This window comes from Legionella qingyii, assembly GCF_003990155.1.
Lineage (GTDB): Bacteria > Pseudomonadota > Gammaproteobacteria > Legionellales > Legionellaceae > Legionella > Legionella qingyii.
The window spans coordinates 46,255-63,234 of record NZ_RZGX01000003.1; the positions used below are offsets into that span (position 1 = coordinate 46,255).

Below are 16,980 nucleotides of genomic sequence, written 5' to 3' on the forward strand. Positions count from 1 at the left end.
AATCGAGGAATGATCATGAGCAGAAATAGTATGAGTAAAATCATATGCATTGCAGTTTTTGCTCTAGGCCTATTTACTGCTGGAGCGTGCTCCGCACATGGGGGTTGGCATGGCGGTGGAGGCTGGCATGGCGGAGGCTGGCATGGTGGGGGCTGGCACGGTGGTTACTATCATAGCGGTTGGCACGGTGGTTATGGTGGCTGGGGTGGTTATGGTGGTTGGGGTACTGGAGTTGTTATTGGAGTTCCTTACTATAACGATTATTACTATCCCTCATGTCAAACTGTTCGCGTATGTAATAGATATGGACATTGTTGGTTACAAGAGTCTTGTTACTAAAACCATAAATAGTGATTTCATTTTTTAACCCACACATACATTGAGTGGGTTTTTATTTTAAAAAACCATTATGCAATGGTTTTGGGTTTCATGAGATATTCTTCGGATTGATAAAAAGCCTATAGTATCTATTGGTGAATATTGATACCATTTTTGATTGTTTTCTGCATTTTACATGAGTCTCTTATGAATTACACATTAGAATATCTGAAGCATATAAATTGGGAACATATTGCTTTTGCGCTACTTCTACTCATTTTTGGTTATTTTTTGGCCAAAAAAATCAGCCATTGGGTTGAAAAAATAATTGAAAATCGATTTTCAAAACACCTTGCAATGTTATCCAGTCGAGTTATTTATTACGGTTTGTTTTTGCTGTTTTCGATTTCAGCATTGCATGAGTTGGGGTTTAAACTAACCTTATTGCTAGGTACAGCAGGTCTATTTACTGTAGCTTTAAGTTTCGCTTCGCAAACGGCCGCATCAAATCTTATTAGTGGGGTATTTCTATTATTTGAGCGCCCTTTTAAAGTAGGAGATGTGATTTCCATTAAGGATATTAAGGGAACGGTAGAAACAATTGACTGGTTATCAACCAAAATCAAAACCAATGATAATCGTTTGATTCGCATTCCTAACGAAGGGTTAATTAAGTCAGAAATTACCAATTTAAGTATTTATCCCCAAAAACGTGATGAGATAATACTTCGAATTGATGCGGTACATGATGTAAATCATATTAAATCATTACTTCATAAGATTTGTGAGGAGTGCAGTCATATTTTACCAACACCCAAAACCCAAATTTTATTATCGCAGATGATTGATAGAGGCGGTGTTGAACTTAAAGTATTGTATTGGTCAAAAAGCGATCTGGCCACCGTACGTGATGAAGTGCTCTCTGCAATTAAAATAACATTTGAACGAGAAGCAATTACTTTTATTAATGAACGAATTTATATGCCGACGCTCCCCTCATCTACAACTCCATTGCCTCTATAGTCCAGAGAAAACGAAGCGAAATCCAGATTATTCATTTTTGATTATTTGCTAAACAAATTTCACTTCGTTTTATCTAAATTACAATATCATGCCCACTTGCGAGTCATGCATACTAGGTGTATGTTGAATAGGAATGGATTGTAAGTTGGGAGTTGAAATGGAATCAACGATCGAAATTATTGGCTATGTTGCCTGTTGCCTGGTTTTAGCGACTTTCTATGTTAAAAGGATTTTGACATTACGTCTTATCGCTATTTGCTCCAATGTAGCATTTATAATGTATGCGCTTGGTAGTACTCTTTACCCGATTTTTATTTTGCATTCGTTATTATTACCGCTGAATTTATATCGGATTTTTGAAATAAAAAGAAGTTCATTATGTGCCCTTAGTGATGGCTCGGTGGAATCCATAGTGTCTTTAGACGACTGAGTAAATGGTTAAGAAAGTGTAAATAATAGTTACAAGTGTTTAAAGAAATAGGGCTGCTTTTTATAGGAAAGCATTTCGAATCAAATCGAACGTGTGAGGTAGGAAAGTACACGATATAGGTGCTCGGCAGCTTTTGCTGCCGGGCATTTTGATCAACCCATAATCCGATTAATAAGTCTTGAAAACAGAATTGGTTATCCGCAGTCTTCTGTTTCTCAAGTCGCGATTTGAGATTTTTAAATTCCGTTGTTCTGCCTTTATATAACACCTGTAGAGCAGCTAAATCGCATTTTTGCGTGCAAGAATTGACGTATATCCAACTGGGGTTTAAATAAAGTCCCATGTGTTTTAGAGACCATGGTAAGGCTTCCCAAATCATGGTTTGAAAAATCTTGGACTATTTTGTTTTGGATTTCTGGAGGCATTTTATAAAATAATTCAAATTTGTCTCGCATGTTTTGCACCTTGATATGCTGAAATTAACTTGGCTAAAAATTATGCTTGTTTTTTTTGGAAAATAAAAAAGCATTTTGATAGCTATATATTCAAATTAACTTATATATGTGGTATCAAAGGCTCATACATTGCGAGGTTATATTCGTTTATTTATTTTTCTGCTCATGCTCAATGAGCCATTTCTTACGAGAAATTCCTCCACCATAACCTCCTATGTTTCCACTGGAGTTAATAATTCGGTGACAGGGAATAATAATCGAAAGCGAGTTTGCGCCATTAGCGTTGGCAACTGCTCTGTATGCGGTAGGTTTCCCCAGCGCGTGGGCTTGTTCGGCATAACTTCTCGTTTCTCCATAAGGAATTAGTGTCAAAGCATGCCATGCCATTTTTTGAAAAGGGGTGCCTAGCATCTGTATGGGAGTATTAAATTTTTTTAAAGTTCCTGCAAAATATGCTTTGAGCTCTTTTTCAATTGAACGAATTGGTGAGGTATCTCCTGGGATAATGGCTGCTTTCATTTTATTTCTTAGCCGGTCTACCTCACGCTCCAAGCCTCTTCGATCTACGAATTCCAAAAGGTATAAAGCGTGTTCATCAGCTACTGCAAGCATTGGTCCAAGAGGGGAGTCGAACCAAGAGGCCTTTAAAACAGTAGGATGTTTTGCTAATTGAGAAGGAGATGCTCCCATTATTTTAGAAAAAGCATCGCGAAAACCGCTACTGGATTCATATCCCATATTTAGTTGTGTTTCAGTCACTATTGTACCCTCACGAATTTGTTTCATGGCTATACCCATTCTTCTTGCGCGTGCATAAGCAACAAAAGTCATGCCAAAGCGCTTTTTAAATTGCCTGCGTGCCGTTGATGTATCAACTCCTAATGCAGCAAAATCCCTGTCTTTCCATCTCTTTTCAGGATTGGCTTCTACCGCTGCAACTAATTTTTTTATTAAATTAGAAGCCTGATTAGGATAAGACATTGGCTGGCAGCGCATACAGGGTCTATATGAAGCAAGGAGTGCCTCTTGAACTGTTTGAAAAAATTCACAGTTTTCAAACTTTGGTTTTTTTGCAGGGCAGGTGGGTCGACAAAATATTCCAGTCGATTTCACTCCAACATAAAATAGGCCTTCATATTTGGAGTCTTTAGCAAGTAAGGCCTGGTAATATTCTTTTTTTGCTGTATCAGTTAACATGAATTGCTCAAATCAGTTGTTTCACTAGTTACTATAGCTTTTTTAAAAAAAAGTGCGACCGAAATTCAGGCATCGAATTTAAGAACAATTTATAGCTCTGGTAGAGCCTAACGTCTCCGGGTTCTTGATATTGGACTAGGTATTATTGAGGTCGCTAAAACAAATAGGTTTTTCTATTTTTCCCTGAGCAGGTAAATTAATTCGTACCATGCCGCAGCGATCTGTTCTATAAAAGAGAATATCCAACGAGTTCATGCTTGCCAACGTTTTAGCATGAGGAAAATGAAAACGATTATCAAAGCCTAATGACGCTATAGCATAGCGTGGTGCAACTTCAAGCAAGAATCGATAAGAAGAAGAGGTTTTACTACCATGATGAGGCACAATTAAAACATCGGATGCAAGTTGTTCTCCATACGTTGTTATTAGATAATCTTCGGCTATTTTTTCAATGTCACCAGTTAATAAAACTGTTCCGGTTTTAGTGCTTACTTGCAGAATACACGAATTATTGTTTTTATTTTTAAAATGAACGGTGATTGGTAAGAAACGAAAATGGACGCCATCCCACTTCCACTGAGGATAATCATGACATGATACACCATGATTATAGTAACGAGGCTCATTGACTAATAGTTGTTCTACGTGTATTCCTTTCTCAAGAGAGTTAAGCCCACCACGGTGATCTTTATCGGGATGACTAATGACGACGGCATCAATTTTTTTTATTCCCAAGGTTTTTAGATAAGGCAAAATTACCATGTTTCCAAGATCATTTCCTTGGAAAAATCGATCCCCGGTATCATAGATCATGACATGATGTTGGCTTCTTATCGCAACTGCCAAACCTTGCCCAACATCTAAAATGTCAATTACTGCTTCTCCTGGTGCTAGTACAATATGGGATGGAAAAAATGGAAGTAGTATCCAAAGTAGTGCAATCCATTGAAAGGGTTTAATTGGCAATAAAATCCACATCAGCAAAGCACCCATTAAGACCATCACCAGTTCAATACTATGAATAGACCAGCTGATATTCATGATTTCTAAATGTTCAATGAGGCTTAATCCTTTAAATAACAGGTCAACTAGCAACGCTAAGGGTTTCATTAAGAAACCGGCAATACCCCATGAACAGAGTGTCATCGTTACTAATGCCGTGGGGACAATCAAAAAGCCAACGAGAGGAATAGCAAATAAATTCGCAATAAATCCATTAATTGAACCATAAGAATACCAGTATAGGGTTAAAGGCATGAGCCCAATTAAGCAGCTTAATTGTAAGGCTAAACTTCCTTTATATCCTTTTAGTCTCCAACGTTGTTGGGTTAAAAGCAAACACGCTACTGCTAGAAAAGAAAAATAAAAACCTTGCATGAATACGGCATGTGGTTCGATACATAAAACGCCAAAAAGGGCATAACGCCAGATTTGCCAGGCGGAAAAACGTTGTTTTCCCAGACGATAGAACGTATACAAGAAACAGCCAATTAACGCTCTTTGTACTGGTGGAGCAAATCCTGCTAAAAAGGCATAAAATAAGGCGGCCAAGAGTCCGCTGACACTGGCAACATAGGGCGCTGGAATATACAAACAGCATAGGGCGCTTTTAGACCATAGCCAACGAATCAGCCAATAAATCATTCCTGATATCAACGCAATATGTTCTCCTGAAATCCCAAATAGATGGGTAGTGCCCGTGCGTCTAAATAAATCCCAGTTTTGTTGGCTAATATGGTTTGTCAAATTTAAAGTTAGTGCTTCAACAACCCCGGCTGTGAATTGATCGGGTGCTAATTGGCTGAGTTTATTGCCTAGACGTTCACGAACTTGAAGCCAACTAAAATGTGAGTGAGATTCTGATAATAAGTGATTGTTATGAGGGAGAATATAACCAGTCCAATGAATATGTCGTGTATTGAGTGTACCCACATAATCGGCGCTTCCTGGGTTAAGATAGTTCCGTGGTTTTTTTAATTTTACGGTGAACTGCCATCGTTGTCCTGCATGTAATTCGGGGGCATTGTTATACCAAGCTAATTGGATTAATCCTTGGGCTGGATGACTATCATATTGCTCCAGGGAAAATAAGAATTGTGTTTTGGAAAAATCATGGTTAGGAATCGATGCAATTGTTCCTTGAATTGTTGCTTTGGGGATCACGGCAATATTGGGTATTCCTTTGGGTAAACCAAGTGATTGATGCAGATAAGCCAGTAAAACACCTAGAATAAAAAATAGAATCAGGGAATACTTTGGACTGAGGAAAAAGATGAGTAAGCAAGTTAGAGGTATAGAGCGATTCAACGTATAGAGGTAGAGTATGCCTGTGAAAAAGCAAAAAATTTCCATTTCATTTTTAAGTTGGACTATCCGTTAAACGGCATAGTAGAGAATAGGTTTTTGTTTGTAAAGTAAATTTTTTACTGAGATTGCATGGATTTGGAAGAATAACGTTTTAATTTAGATAAATACACATTTCAATTTATGTGGGATTCCAACAAATGGTTTGTGCGACTCCTGATGAGTCTATGGCTGTCTTCGCGTTTGATTGATCAAGATACATACTGGCACAAGTCGCATCTTTGGTTTGACTACCTATGGGGGTGGCTTTCAGTGTATAAGTAGTGGTTCCTAAATGAGCCAAGCTAATACTGTAAAAACCTTGAGTCGATGTTTGCGGAAATGAAGGTAATGCATTACAGGGGGCATTATATGAAAAATTTTGGGCATAACATCGTTCCAGAGTGATTTGAGTTTGGGCTAATGTCGCCATAGCATCGGACCGATGTACTTTTAGCAAGAAATGAACATAGCATGGGTAGGCTATTGCAGCCAGGATAGCCATAATAAATATGGCTATCATCAATTCAATTAAAGTGAATCCTTTTCTTCGTATTTGATTCGTTTTTTGCATCCTTGTTGACACCAGAAATACTAGATCGCTTTGCCCTTTGGGCATTTTTCTAGGGACTGTTGACAATTGCTTCATTAGCCTTCGTTCCGCGCTTTATGCACGGAATCGCGCATAAAGCGCTAGAAGAAGGCAGAATTAAATGAAATGTCAAAAGACTCTAATCCCATTCGATAAATTTCTCAATATCTGCATTGCTTGCAATCTTGTATTGCTGAGGTCTTTTTTTGTTCTGCGCAAGAACATGAGGCCTATTACATTGAATTCGATTTTTAAAAGTTTTTAATGCATCTTCTAAATTAACAAATTCATAACCATTATTTTTATACAAATTGATGATATCTGGCAAAACATAAGCATTAAGTAAATTAGCATGAATTAATAAAATTTGTGCTTGCTCGGTATTTTGATGAAATTCATTGTGTTCCTCAGCACGTAGGGTTTGTTGCCAAATAAAATCAAGATAAAAAGGTTTTAACTCGTCAAGATAGCTGCGTCTGCTTATTTCAGGAACGGATAGCAAACGTTGGTTAAAGACAAAATCTTTAGAGTCTATTGTAATAGGGGCAACATGATAATTTTTTCGCGCAAGATAACAGAGTATGTCTTCTTTTTTTTGTCCGGAACTCATCGCCAAATAAGGATAACGAAAATATTTAGGTTTCGTTAAAACAGGGTGTAAAATGTTGTCTGCACCTCGAATTTCCTGAATGTATTCTTTGGTATCCATTTTATTTAAATTCGCATGGGTAAGGGTGTGGTTACCTAACCCAAAACCAGCATCACGAAATTTATGCAGTATTTCCCAGTTATTCTTGCGTACTTCACTGGCAATAATAAATCCAGTAGCAGGAACTTGCTCCTTGGTCATGGTATCGATCATCATATTCAAATGAAAGTTTCGATATTCACCAACAAAAGGTAAATCATCAATGGTGATGGATACTGTTTTTTTGTGGGTAACAGATAATCGCTTAAGAGACGCTTTTTTGATATCGTGAGGCTCTTGAGATTGATTGTCGGAATCTAAAATATTACTAACGTTATTAGCGCTGTCTTTAGAAACGCGGTGTCCAAATGCAAAACTGATGTTTTGAGCCGCTATTAAAACCATGAGAATAAACGATATATCTTTAATAATTAATTTAATTTTCATTAGTGCAAGGTACAAACAAATAGGGAAAAATGACATTGTAACAAAAAATTTGCCTAAATGGCTTATCTGTTATGGGGTGGTTACAAAAATATTAAGAAGATAAGGTGGTAAAATGTAAATAATTTAGCCACCTTATTTTTAGGATAAAGGTAAAAAAGCTTAAAGATTAAAACTAGCCATTTTTGCCAATCACAGGCGAGGTATGTTCCAGATCTTCTTCTTCATCCTCCTCTTCTTCATCTGCGACTTTGCCTCCAAAGAAGGTTTTATTGAGTGCAGAAGAGAAGCTGCCTAAGTAACCTTTAGACTCTTTATCAGATTTTTTGGTTTCTTTTTTGGTTTCTTTTTTGAATTCATCGACAACACTTCTCAATGATGCGATGCGGCAATCATAGATCATGTCAATAAGTAAATTAAAAGAAGCTTTTAAATTAAAGTCTGTAATTGCTGAGAAAATATGGCTATCACGAATTGCTTTTTTGCCATTATTTTTCGGAGCTACTGTCATAAATTGCATAAACTGAGTTGCTGATGTAACCAAAGATTCAACATCTTGTGGGGTTACTTCATCTACAGCAAGAATTTTATTTAATCCCTTGAAAATAACAGACTTTTCTGATCTTGAAAGGTATGAAGAGGCATACTCATTATCGATTTGTTTACGAACCAAATGCATGGATCCAGCGAGAATTGCAACTTTTTCAGCTTCATCGATTTCTTGAGTTTTCAGTGCTTCTCTTATTGCGTTCAGAAAATGCAGCTGGGCAATACGCTCTGGTGATTTTAACTTTTCAATCTTGGAAACATTTTTATCAGCAAGTTCATCTTTGATTAATTCATCAAGCGCTGCATTGAGTTTATCCCAACCACCAAATCGATCGGTTGCAGAAGCAGGGGAGCTTTTATTTGATTTGAATTTACCGAGTTCAACAGGTGTTCCATCCGTAGTAAAAGAAGCAACAATTGCTTTCTGGGCTTCTTTTTCAAGTTTATAGGAAGTTTGAATCAACTTGTCCAAGCTATCTGTTGGGACAGCAGTTAACATATGGTTTTTTGCAAATCCATTACGTGAATCATTTCCTATGAAAACCTGATTTAGTAATGCGTTTATTGCAGTATAGAATTTGGAAATTTGATATAAGTCAGGCTTGTCTTCTGCTTTGACATCATCACTAATGCCTATTGCATCTTTTAGGCGAGCGCTAAGTAAACCAGATGATTCTATCATACCTCGGTTATTTTCGATGTCTTGGATTACTGTTAACATTGCACCGTAAAAAGCATTTGTTAGATTTACAACTACAGTAGGTTTTTTTTCTTTTTCTTTTGCTTGTTCTTCTACTTGAATAAGTATTGAAGAGAGGAATTGAAGTTCAAATTTTCTTTGAGGGTTGGTAAGATCTTCAATTTTTCCTTTATGTTCACGTTTTAATATAATTTGAACGGTATCATCAAAATGTTTTCTTAATTCACTTAGGTCCTTTAATACAAACGTCATGTTAGTCTCCAAATGTCCGATGGATAGATATGTAAGATCTTCTTACAAGGCCTCAGTGTAAACTAAAGTAATGCACTCGTCATGTATTTTCATTATACAATTTCAGCCTTTTAGTAAAAAGCAATAAAATTCATTATGTTAGCCACATGGTTAAGCCTTAAAATGGCTATGTTTTTTATCAATAAACATAAAAAAATTGTATTAATTAAAATAAAAGGTAATATTCCTGTCATTTTTTATTGAGTGTCTAATCAATGTAGCTTGATCAAGCGAGTTGAAACCTCAGACTCATAGATTTTGCCTGCTTGCAAGAGAGAAAATTTTTAACGAGGATCTGTTTTGAATATTGAAAACGAAAAACAGTTGCAACAACAATTTTTTTATAATGCTTACTTTGCATTAGTCTTTCTTCTCGTGTGTCGAATAATTTCTATATGTTTTATTCCATTGAATGATGTTTCCGAAGCACGCTATGCAGAAATTGCCCGCAAGATGTTAGAAACCGGGAATTGGGTGACGCCACTTCATGATTATGGTATTCCTTTTTGGGCGAAACCTCCTTTGTCTACTTGGTTGTCTGCTTTTTCAATGAAACTTTTTGGTGTGAATGAATTTGCTGTTCGGCTACCCGGCTTGTTTCTATCTTTGGTTACAATATGGCTTATTTGGTATTTGGTTAAACGACATAGTGGCGATGTGATTGCCATGATCACAACCTTAATTCTTGCAGGAACATTGTATTTTTTCCTTGATGCAGGAACTGTAATGACCGACCCCTCTTTAGTCCTGTGCATTACTTTGGTTGAGGTTGCTTTTTGGCGTGCGGTGGTTGATGGAAGTAAAGTTTGGTCTTATGTTTTTTTTATTAGTTTGGGGTTAGGTTTACTAGCAAAAGGCCCTGTTGCCGTTGTTTTATCCGGAATGCCAATATTTTTTTGGGTTTTATTACGCAAGCAATGGCGTAATTTATGGGAGCGATTGCCCTGGCTAAAGGGCGTGATGCTAATGCTTACTATTGCGCTTCCTTGGTATATTTGGGCGGAAATAAGAACGCCAGGTTTTTTGAATTATTTTATTATTGGCGAGAATTTCAATCGATTTTTAAAGCCTGGATGGGCAGGTGATAAATATGGTTATGCACATCAACAATCTTGGGGAATGATTTGGGTCTATTCTGTAATTGGAACTTTACCTTGGTGTGCCCTAGGCGGTGCATGGTTTATTAAATGCAGGCATAATGCACGCAAAGTATTTGTCGACAATGACGGGTGGTTGAGCTATTTTTTTCTGTGCACTATAGTTCCGCTCTTCTTTTTTACTTTTTCCAGAAACATTATTTATACCTATGTTTTTCCCAGCATTCCTGCTTTTTCAGTTTTTTTTGTGACGTACTGGAATCGTGTTGGTGCCATCCTAAGAGCAAAGCAACTTATTACATGGCTCTCTATACTTGTAGGTGTGCTTTTTCTTGTGGCAACTCTTGCATTTAATGCAATACCAGAAGCAATATCCAAAACAGAAAAATTTGTAGTTGCTGCCTGGTTAAAGCAACATCCTGCCGCCGGAAGCTATCTTATTTATTGGAGTTATAAAACAGAATTCTCAGCTCAATTTTACTCAGGAGGTCGAGTGAAACCTGCCGCGAGCAATAATGAACTTTGCCGTTTGCTGGACAATGGACGAGAAAATTATTTAGTAATTAAGCCATATAATACCACCGATATCTTACCTGAACTGTTTTCCAAAATGGTCCTAATTCAACATGTTTATTCAGGTGATAAACGGTTTTTATTGATGCGTATTCCGGTTTCGGCAAAACAAACTTGTAAAAACAAAAAAACAGCGGCAGTGGGATACTCGAACTATTTTTACCTTGAGCAAGGAGGTGATTTACGACACGTACTCACCTAAGTTTGTTCAATAAAGATACCAATTTATTTAGAGTTTTGGTATAATCAGGCGCAATTTTTAAGCCATAAGGAGTAACTGTGTCGCAATCTGTTGTAGTGGATTCGAGAAGTTTTGTACCCCGTGGTGATTTCATGGCCTGGGTTGTGTGCCTGTCAGCAGGACTCTTTTTTTTATATGAATTTTTTCAACTCAACATTTTTGATGTGATTAATCAGCCTTTACGAGATGATTTTCATATTGATGCAACTCAATTAAGTTGGATGTCCAGTGCTTATTTGTGGGCAGATATTTTATTTCTTCTCCCAGCAGGAATTATTCTGGATCGTTTTTCTACACGCACTGTTATTTTAAGTGCGATGTTTATTTGTGTTCTTGGCACGGTAGGTTTTGCATTAACCCACTCGTTTATTTTGGCATCGTTCTGCCATTTTCTTTCTGGAATAGGTAATGCATTTTGCTTTTTATCCTGCGTCGTTTTAGTGTCGCATTGGTTTCCACCAAGAAGGCAAGCTCTTGTTATCGGCTCTTTGGTCACTATGGCATTTGTTGGTGGTATGATGGCCCATACTCCTTTTGCCTATCTTTATGAATTATTTGGATGGCGTAAGGCTTTGTTAATTGATGGGGCAGTTGGTGCTGGGTTGCTGTTGTGGATTTACTATATGGTAAGCGATAAACCCGCAGAGTCACCAAAGAAAACTTGTTCCAATCAGGGGGAAGTCATTTCTGAATTTATCAAGGCATTATCTAATTCACAAAATTGGTTAGCAGGTTTTTACACTTCCTTTCTTAATTTGCCCATTATGGTTTTATGTGCTTTATGGGGAGCGAGTTACTTGCAAGTGGTTCATCATTTACCCGAAATGGTAGCCAGCAATGTTGTCAGTTTGATTTTTATGGGAAGTGTTATTGGTTGCCCATTGGCTGGATGGTTGTCTGATTCCCAGGGGCGTCGTAAGCCTTTAATGATCGGGGGAGCTATCGCAACACTGATCACCGTAATTCCTTTATTCCTGGATATAGTCTTATCGCAATTTGCGCTGAGTATTATATTTTTTGCTTTAGGCTTTTTTACCAGTACACAAGTAATTTCCTATCCTTTAGTGGCTGAGAGTAATTCTGCTGAAAACACCGGGGCTGCGACAGGTATTGCCTCAGTAATTATCATGGGCGGTGGTGGCGTAGGACAAGTACTCTATGGTTGGTTAATAACCCATCATGCTGGGGCGGCAGTGACTACTTATTCTGTGGCTGATTTTCAATACGCCATGTGGATGTTCCCAATAACTACGGTTGCGGCTTTAATTGCCGTATTAATAACCCGTGAAACATATTGCAAGCGATAAAGCTGAGGAGTAAAAATGCAAGTGGTGGATGAGTTTCAAGGATATAATGAGATTAAATCGTCATTATTACCCTGGATGGTGTGTTTTGCTGCGACCTTATTCTTTTTTTATGAGTTTATTCAGGGAAATATGTTTGCATCCATCGCTGCAAATATTATGCAGGATTATCAGATACAAGCTGATAAGATGGCCTGGTTATCAAGTATTTACTATCTTTCTAATGTATTGTTTCTTTTTGTTGCGGGGATGGTTCTTGACCGCTTCTCGATTAAAAATACATTGTTAATTGCTATGTTTTTATGTGTGGCCAGTACCTTTCTTTTGGCTTATTCTCATTCATTTTATATGGCCTTATTTTGTCGATTTATCACCGGCATTGGCAGTGCTTTCTGTTTCTTGGGGCCGGTACGTTTAGCATCTCATTGGTTTCCCCCAAAGCGTATGGCCTTGGTGACTGGAGCTATAGTGACTATGGCAATGGCTGGAGGAATGTTGGCTCAATATCCTTTAACCAAGTTAGTTATTTTGGTTGGATGGCGTCAGGCAGTACAAGATGTCGGAATTCTTGGTTTTGCCATGCTGATTGTTATGTTTTTTTGGATAAAGGAAAGACCGCATACAGCAATTAAGCAAGTTGTTAAACCAATCAATGTATTCTCAGCCGCTAAAAAGGCTTATTTAAATACTCAATATTTGCGAGCAGCATTTTATGCCAGTTTAATGAATATGGCCATTGCTGTATTTGGTGCCATGATGGGTACTTTATATCTGGTTCAACGCCTGGATATTAGTTCTTCGCAAGCATCTGTGGTAAATGGCATGTTATTTTTGGGGGCGATTATTGGCTCACCTTTAGTTGGTTGGATATCTGATAAAATGGGTTTACGGATTATGCCTATGAGAATAGGCGTAATTGCTTCCTTATTGACTTTGCTTGCAGTGCTTTACCTCCCTGTTTCTTATAGTATGATGGCATTTTTGTTTTTCTTGCTTGGTTTTTTTACTTCAGCTCAAGTGATTAGTTACGCATTGGTGGCTGAAAGCAGTTCACATGCAATGACCGCAACAGCTGTAAGCGTCATTTCGATATTGACTCAAGGCGGTTATATTGTGTATCAAAATATGTTTAGTTATTTATTAACGAATTACGGCGGCATGCAAATGGTTAACGGAACTCCTGTTTATCTACTCGATGCATATCAATATGCTGCAATTATTTTACCTGTAGGATTATTGGTTGCTTTCTTCATGCTTATAGGTTTAAAAGAAACACGCTGCCAACATATCGAGGGTTAAGATGACAGGGAGAGTTTGTATATTACTGATGGATTCTTTCGGCATTGGTGCTAGTTTAGATGCCCATCGCTATGGTGATGCTGGTGCCAATACTTTTGTTCATATCCATCAAGCATGTGAGCGCGGTGAATGCAATCGGGAAGGGGGGCGTCAAGGCCCATTAACTTTGCCCAATCTGGCCAAATTAGGACTTTATCATGCAGCCCTAGCCAGTTGTGGATTGCGTTTTGTTGAATTGTCTACTTTTCCTGAACCTGTGGGCTATTATGGTTATGCAGTTGAACAGAGCTTAGGTAAGGATACTCCCAGCGGGCATTGGGAATTAGCAGGAGTCCCTGTGACGTTCGAATGGGGTTATTTCCCTGAACAACCGTTTTGTTTTCCGAAAAAATTAATTGATACCTTTATTCAACGAGCCGGATTACCAGGAGTTCTTGGTGAGAAACATGCGTCGGGAACTACAATTCTTGAAGAATTAGGTGAAGAGCACGTGCGAAGTGGTAAACCAATAGTTTATACTTCTGCGGACAGTGTATTTCAAATTGCCGCTCATGAAGAACATTTTGGTTTGCAGCGTTTGTATGATATTTGTGAAATTGCTCGTATTTTAGTTGATGAGTATCAGATCGGACGGGTAATTGCCCGACCTTTTATTGGTCAACCAGGAGCCTTCAAACGCACTGCTCATCGCAAGGACTACGCCACTTTACCTCCGGCAAAAACTTTACTTGATTATATGAAAGAAGCAGGTCGCGAAGTGATTGCTCTAGGAAAAATTGCTGATATTTATGCTCATCAAGGAGTCACCCAAGTCATTAAGGCTGATGATAATATGGCTTTATTTGATGCTACTTTGACCGCAATGAAGACTGCTCCTGATGGTAGTTTGGTTTTCACTAATTTTGTAGATTTTGATTCCTCATTCGGCCATCGGCGCGATGTAACGGGTTATGCGCATGCGCTTGAGGAGTTTGATGCACGTCTTCCAGAGCTTGATGCTTTATTAAAGCCGAATGATCTAGTTGTTATTGCAGCAGATCATGGTTGTGATCCTACTTTTCCTGGATCAGATCATACGAGAGAGCATATCCCCGTATTAGCTTATGGTCCAAGTCTTAAGAGCCGTTTTATCGGACGCCGTGATACCTTTGCTGATGTAGGCCAAAGTATTGCACAACATCTTGAATTAGAGAATTTATCTCATGGAGTATCTTTTTTAATCTGAATCTGCAGATTTTAATTTAACTGTTTACGTACTTGCATCAACTTACAAACATCGTTTAAGGTGCAAGTCGTAGCCAGGGATTCAAGACTGAAAAACTGAGTTTTCCTCTACTTCACCCCTAGTACACTCTGATGCCATAGTTACAATTTATTCACTTTGTCACCCCTTGTTTTTTTGTTTATCATCCCCATGTATGTGGTTCCGGTTTGATTTGAGGATTTTATTTTGGAACAATTTCGTGGGACAACCATACTTTCAGTACGACGCGGAAATCAAGTGGTTATCGGTGGGGATGGCCAGGTAACTTTAGGTAATACCGTGATGAAGGGTAATGCGCGCAAGGTGCGACGCCTCTACAAAGATCAAGTAATCGCTGGCTTTGCTGGTGGTACTGCGGATGCGTTTACTCTTTTTGAACGTTTTGAGAGCAAGTTGGAAATGCATCAAGGCCATTTGGTCCGTGCTGCAGTTGAGCTTGCTAAAGATTGGCGAACAGACAGAATGTTACGCCGACTTGAAGCAGTTCTTGCGGTTGCAGACGTCAAATCTTCACTAATTATTACAGGTAATGGCGATGTAATCGAACCTGAGCATAGCTTAATTGCTATTGGTTCAGGCGGTCCCTTTGCGCAAGCAGCTGCACGAGCATTGATGGAAAATACAAAATTATCTGCTGTAGATATAGTGCGTAAAGCATTAAACATTGCTGGAGATATCTGTATTTATACCAATAACAACTTAACTATAGAAGAATTAAATAATGGCAACAAATAACAGCAAGAAGACGACTCCTCGTGAGATTGTCCGAGAAGTGATGACTCCTCGTGAAATTGTCCAGGAATTGGATAAATATATTATTGGCCAGGATGATGCAAAAAGGGCGGTGGCAATTGCATTACGTAATCGTTGGCGGCGCATGAATATTAAAGATCCTGCTTTACGCAATGAAATCATGCCCAAAAATATTCTCATGATTGGGCCAACTGGTGTTGGTAAAACGGAGATTGCTCGACGTTTAGCTAAATTAGCTCGTGCCCCCTTCATCAAAGTAGAAGCAACAAAATTTACCGAGGTAGGATACGTCGGACGTGATGTAGATTCGATTCTTCGCGATTTGGCGGATATTGCCGTAAAGCAAGAACGTGAATTTGCGATGAAAAAGGTGGAGCATCTGGCTGAAGATGCAGCTGAAGAACGAGTTCTTGATGTATTACTTCCACCTGCACGAGGTAGCTTAACTCCTAGTGAAAAAGACAGTACAGCCAGACAAGTCTTTCGTAAGCAATTGCGTGAAGGAATTCTTGATGAGAATGAAATTGAAATAGAGGTTTCAGCAACACCAATAGGCATTGAAATTATGGCTCCTCCGGGCATGGAAGAAATGACAAGCCAATTGCAATCAATGTTTCAGCAAGTAGGGACTCATCGAACAAAAACACGTAAGATGACTATAGCCAAGGCAATGCAGATTTTACGTGAAGAAGAAGCTGCTAAGCTGATTAATGAAGACGATATTAAGATTCGTGCCATAGAAAATGTGGAACAAAATGGAATTGTCTTTATTGATGAATTGGACAAAGTAGCACGTCGTACCGAGAATGCGGGCGGTGGGGATGTTTCTCGTGAAGGCGTACAAAGAGATTTATTACCTCTAGTTGAAGGAACATCAGTTACTACTAAATACGGTATGATTCGTTCGGATCATATTTTATTTATTGCTTCTGGAGCATTCCATGTAGCTAAGCCATCTGATTTGATTGCTGAATTGCAAGGTAGATTACCTATACGTGTGGAATTATCTGCTCTTTCTGTTGATGATTTTGTACGTATTCTTACAGAACCTACTGCATCATTAACATTGCAATACAGTGCTTTGATGGCTACTGAAGGACTCACATTGACTTTTGATGAGTCAGGGATTAGGCGTATTGCCGAAGTAGCTTGGCAAGTGAATGAGCGTACAGAAAATATTGGTGCGCGTAGGCTCTATACCGTGATGGAGCGGTTATTAGAAGTCGTTTCGTTTGAAGCCACAGATAAATCAGGCGAATCTGTTCATGTTGATAAAGCATATGTTGAAAAAAACCTCGGGCAGCTCGTCGCGGACGAGGATTTAGCTCGTTATATTCTTTAAACTAAAGTGGTCTGTGTGCAATAAGTGAATCCGGGTTTGATGAAAATAAATGAATTGTTCAATCCCGGATTCTGCGC

At 38.4% G+C, this 16,980-nt stretch carries 15 protein-coding genes; 9 read left to right on the forward strand and 6 right to left on the reverse strand.

All coding sequences use genetic code 11. The features are described 5' to 3' along the window. Positions 1-15 precede the first annotated feature (15 nt). From ELY20_RS02615 to ELY20_RS02625, 3 genes are all read left to right on the forward strand, one after another. Complete coding sequence (locus tag ELY20_RS02615; protein ID WP_110143199.1) at positions 16-339, forward strand: hypothetical protein; 324 nt, start codon at positions 16-18, stop codon at positions 337-339. 186 nt (positions 340-525) lie between these two features. Beyond that, the gene (locus ELY20_RS02620) at positions 526-1,341 is read left to right on the forward strand and encodes a mechanosensitive ion channel family protein (protein WP_110143198.1); all 816 of its coding nucleotides are present in this window, start codon (positions 526-528) and stop codon (positions 1,339-1,341) included. A gap of 157 nt (positions 1,342-1,498) precedes the next feature. Then, on the forward strand, positions 1,499-1,771 hold the full coding sequence (locus tag ELY20_RS02625) for a hypothetical protein (protein ID WP_110143243.1): 273 nt from the start codon (positions 1,499-1,501) through the stop codon (positions 1,769-1,771). Between the two features lie 257 nt (positions 1,772-2,028). Here ELY20_RS02625 and ELY20_RS02630 read toward each other — a convergent pair whose 3' ends face one another. The 6 genes from ELY20_RS02630 to ELY20_RS02655 all read right to left on the reverse strand — a co-directional run bounded on the left by ELY20_RS02630 (position 2,029) and on the right by ELY20_RS02655 (position 8,991). Continuing rightward, on the reverse strand, positions 2,029-2,226 hold the full coding sequence (locus ELY20_RS02630; RefSeq protein ID WP_110143197.1) for a hypothetical protein: 198 nt from the start codon (positions 2,224-2,226) through the stop codon (positions 2,029-2,031). 147 nt (positions 2,227-2,373) lie between these two features. After that, complete coding sequence (locus tag ELY20_RS02635; RefSeq protein WP_110143196.1) at positions 2,374-3,423, reverse strand: bifunctional transcriptional activator/DNA repair enzyme AdaA; 1,050 nt, start codon at positions 3,421-3,423, stop codon at positions 2,374-2,376. Between the two features lie 135 nt (positions 3,424-3,558). Further along, the gene (locus ELY20_RS02640) at positions 3,559-5,775 is read right to left on the reverse strand and encodes a DNA internalization-related competence protein ComEC/Rec2 (protein ID WP_110143195.1); all 2,217 of its coding nucleotides are present in this window, start codon (positions 5,773-5,775) and stop codon (positions 3,559-3,561) included. A gap of 133 nt (positions 5,776-5,908) precedes the next feature. Then, the gene (locus ELY20_RS02645; RefSeq protein WP_110143194.1) at positions 5,909-6,340 is read right to left on the reverse strand and encodes a type IV pilin protein; all 432 of its coding nucleotides are present in this window, start codon (positions 6,338-6,340) and stop codon (positions 5,909-5,911) included. Between the two features lie 157 nt (positions 6,341-6,497). Continuing rightward, on the reverse strand, positions 6,498-7,493 hold the full coding sequence (locus ELY20_RS02650; RefSeq protein ID WP_110143242.1) for a polysaccharide deacetylase family protein: 996 nt from the start codon (positions 7,491-7,493) through the stop codon (positions 6,498-6,500). 172 nt (positions 7,494-7,665) lie between these two features. Then, positions 7,666-8,991, reverse strand: a complete 1,326-nt coding sequence (locus ELY20_RS02655) for a hypothetical protein (protein ID WP_110143193.1) — start codon at positions 8,989-8,991, stop codon at positions 7,666-7,668. 339 nt (positions 8,992-9,330) lie between these two features. Between ELY20_RS02655 and ELY20_RS02660 the strand changes: the two genes are divergently transcribed. The 6 genes from ELY20_RS02660 (at position 9,331) to hslU (ending at position 16,903) form a co-directional block, all read left to right on the forward strand. Then, a complete protein-coding gene (locus tag ELY20_RS02660) occupies positions 9,331-10,902 on the forward strand; it encodes an ArnT family glycosyltransferase (RefSeq protein WP_110143192.1) in 1,572 nt (523 codons plus the stop codon). Between the two features lie 77 nt (positions 10,903-10,979). Further along, positions 10,980-12,248 (forward strand): MFS transporter, encoded by a 1,269-nt coding sequence (locus ELY20_RS02665; RefSeq protein ID WP_110143191.1) that lies wholly within the window; start codon positions 10,980-10,982, stop codon positions 12,246-12,248. A 15-nt stretch (positions 12,249-12,263) separates the two neighbouring features. Continuing rightward, entirely contained in the window at positions 12,264-13,544 is a 1,281-nt protein-coding gene (locus tag ELY20_RS02670; protein WP_110143190.1) for an MFS transporter, read from the forward strand. 1 nt (position 13,545) lies between these two features. Next, positions 13,546-14,769, forward strand: coding sequence for a phosphopentomutase (locus tag ELY20_RS02675; RefSeq protein WP_110143189.1), 1,224 nt, complete (start codon positions 13,546-13,548; stop codon positions 14,767-14,769). A 225-nt stretch (positions 14,770-14,994) separates the two neighbouring features. Then, entirely contained in the window at positions 14,995-15,543 is a 549-nt protein-coding gene (gene hslV / locus ELY20_RS02680; RefSeq protein WP_110143188.1) for an ATP-dependent protease subunit HslV, read from the forward strand. After that, on the forward strand, positions 15,530-16,903 hold the full coding sequence (hslU, locus tag ELY20_RS02685; protein WP_199739189.1) for an ATP-dependent protease ATPase subunit HslU: 1,374 nt from the start codon (positions 15,530-15,532) through the stop codon (positions 16,901-16,903). Before hslV ends, hslU begins: the two co-directional genes overlap by 14 nt. Positions 16,904-16,980 lie beyond the last annotated feature (77 nt).

What these genes read in the sequence shown, in the direction of transcription:
- ELY20_RS02630 (WP_110143197.1), bottom strand. Translation starts at nt 2,226, where the DNA reads ATGCGAGACAAATTTGAATTATTTTATAAAATGCCTCCAGAAATCCAA.
- ELY20_RS02640 (WP_110143195.1), bottom strand. Translation starts at nt 5,775, where the DNA reads ATGGAAATTTTTTGCTTTTTCACAGGCATACTCTACCTCTATACGTTG.
- ELY20_RS02625 (WP_110143243.1), top strand. Translation starts at nt 1,499, where the DNA reads ATGGAATCAACGATCGAAATTATTGGCTATGTTGCCTGTTGCCTGGTT.
- ELY20_RS02620 (WP_110143198.1), top strand. Translation starts at nt 526, where the DNA reads ATGAATTACACATTAGAATATCTGAAGCATATAAATTGGGAACATATT.
- ELY20_RS02675 (WP_110143189.1), top strand. Translation starts at nt 13,546, where the DNA reads ATGACAGGGAGAGTTTGTATATTACTGATGGATTCTTTCGGCATTGGT.
- ELY20_RS02655 (WP_110143193.1), bottom strand. Translation starts at nt 8,991, where the DNA reads ATGACGTTTGTATTAAAGGACCTAAGTGAATTAAGAAAACATTTTGAT.
- hslU (WP_199739189.1), top strand. Translation starts at nt 15,530, where the DNA reads ATGGCAACAAATAACAGCAAGAAGACGACTCCTCGTGAGATTGTCCGA.
- ELY20_RS02645 (WP_110143194.1), bottom strand. Translation starts at nt 6,340, where the DNA reads ATGCAAAAAACGAATCAAATACGAAGAAAAGGATTCACTTTAATTGAA.
- ELY20_RS02670 (WP_110143190.1), top strand. Translation starts at nt 12,264, where the DNA reads ATGCAAGTGGTGGATGAGTTTCAAGGATATAATGAGATTAAATCGTCA.
- ELY20_RS02650 (WP_110143242.1), bottom strand. Translation starts at nt 7,493, where the DNA reads ATGAAAATTAAATTAATTATTAAAGATATATCGTTTATTCTCATGGTT.
- ELY20_RS02615 (WP_110143199.1), top strand. Translation starts at nt 16, where the DNA reads ATGAGCAGAAATAGTATGAGTAAAATCATATGCATTGCAGTTTTTGCT.
- ELY20_RS02635 (WP_110143196.1), bottom strand. Translation starts at nt 3,423, where the DNA reads ATGTTAACTGATACAGCAAAAAAAGAATATTACCAGGCCTTACTTGCT.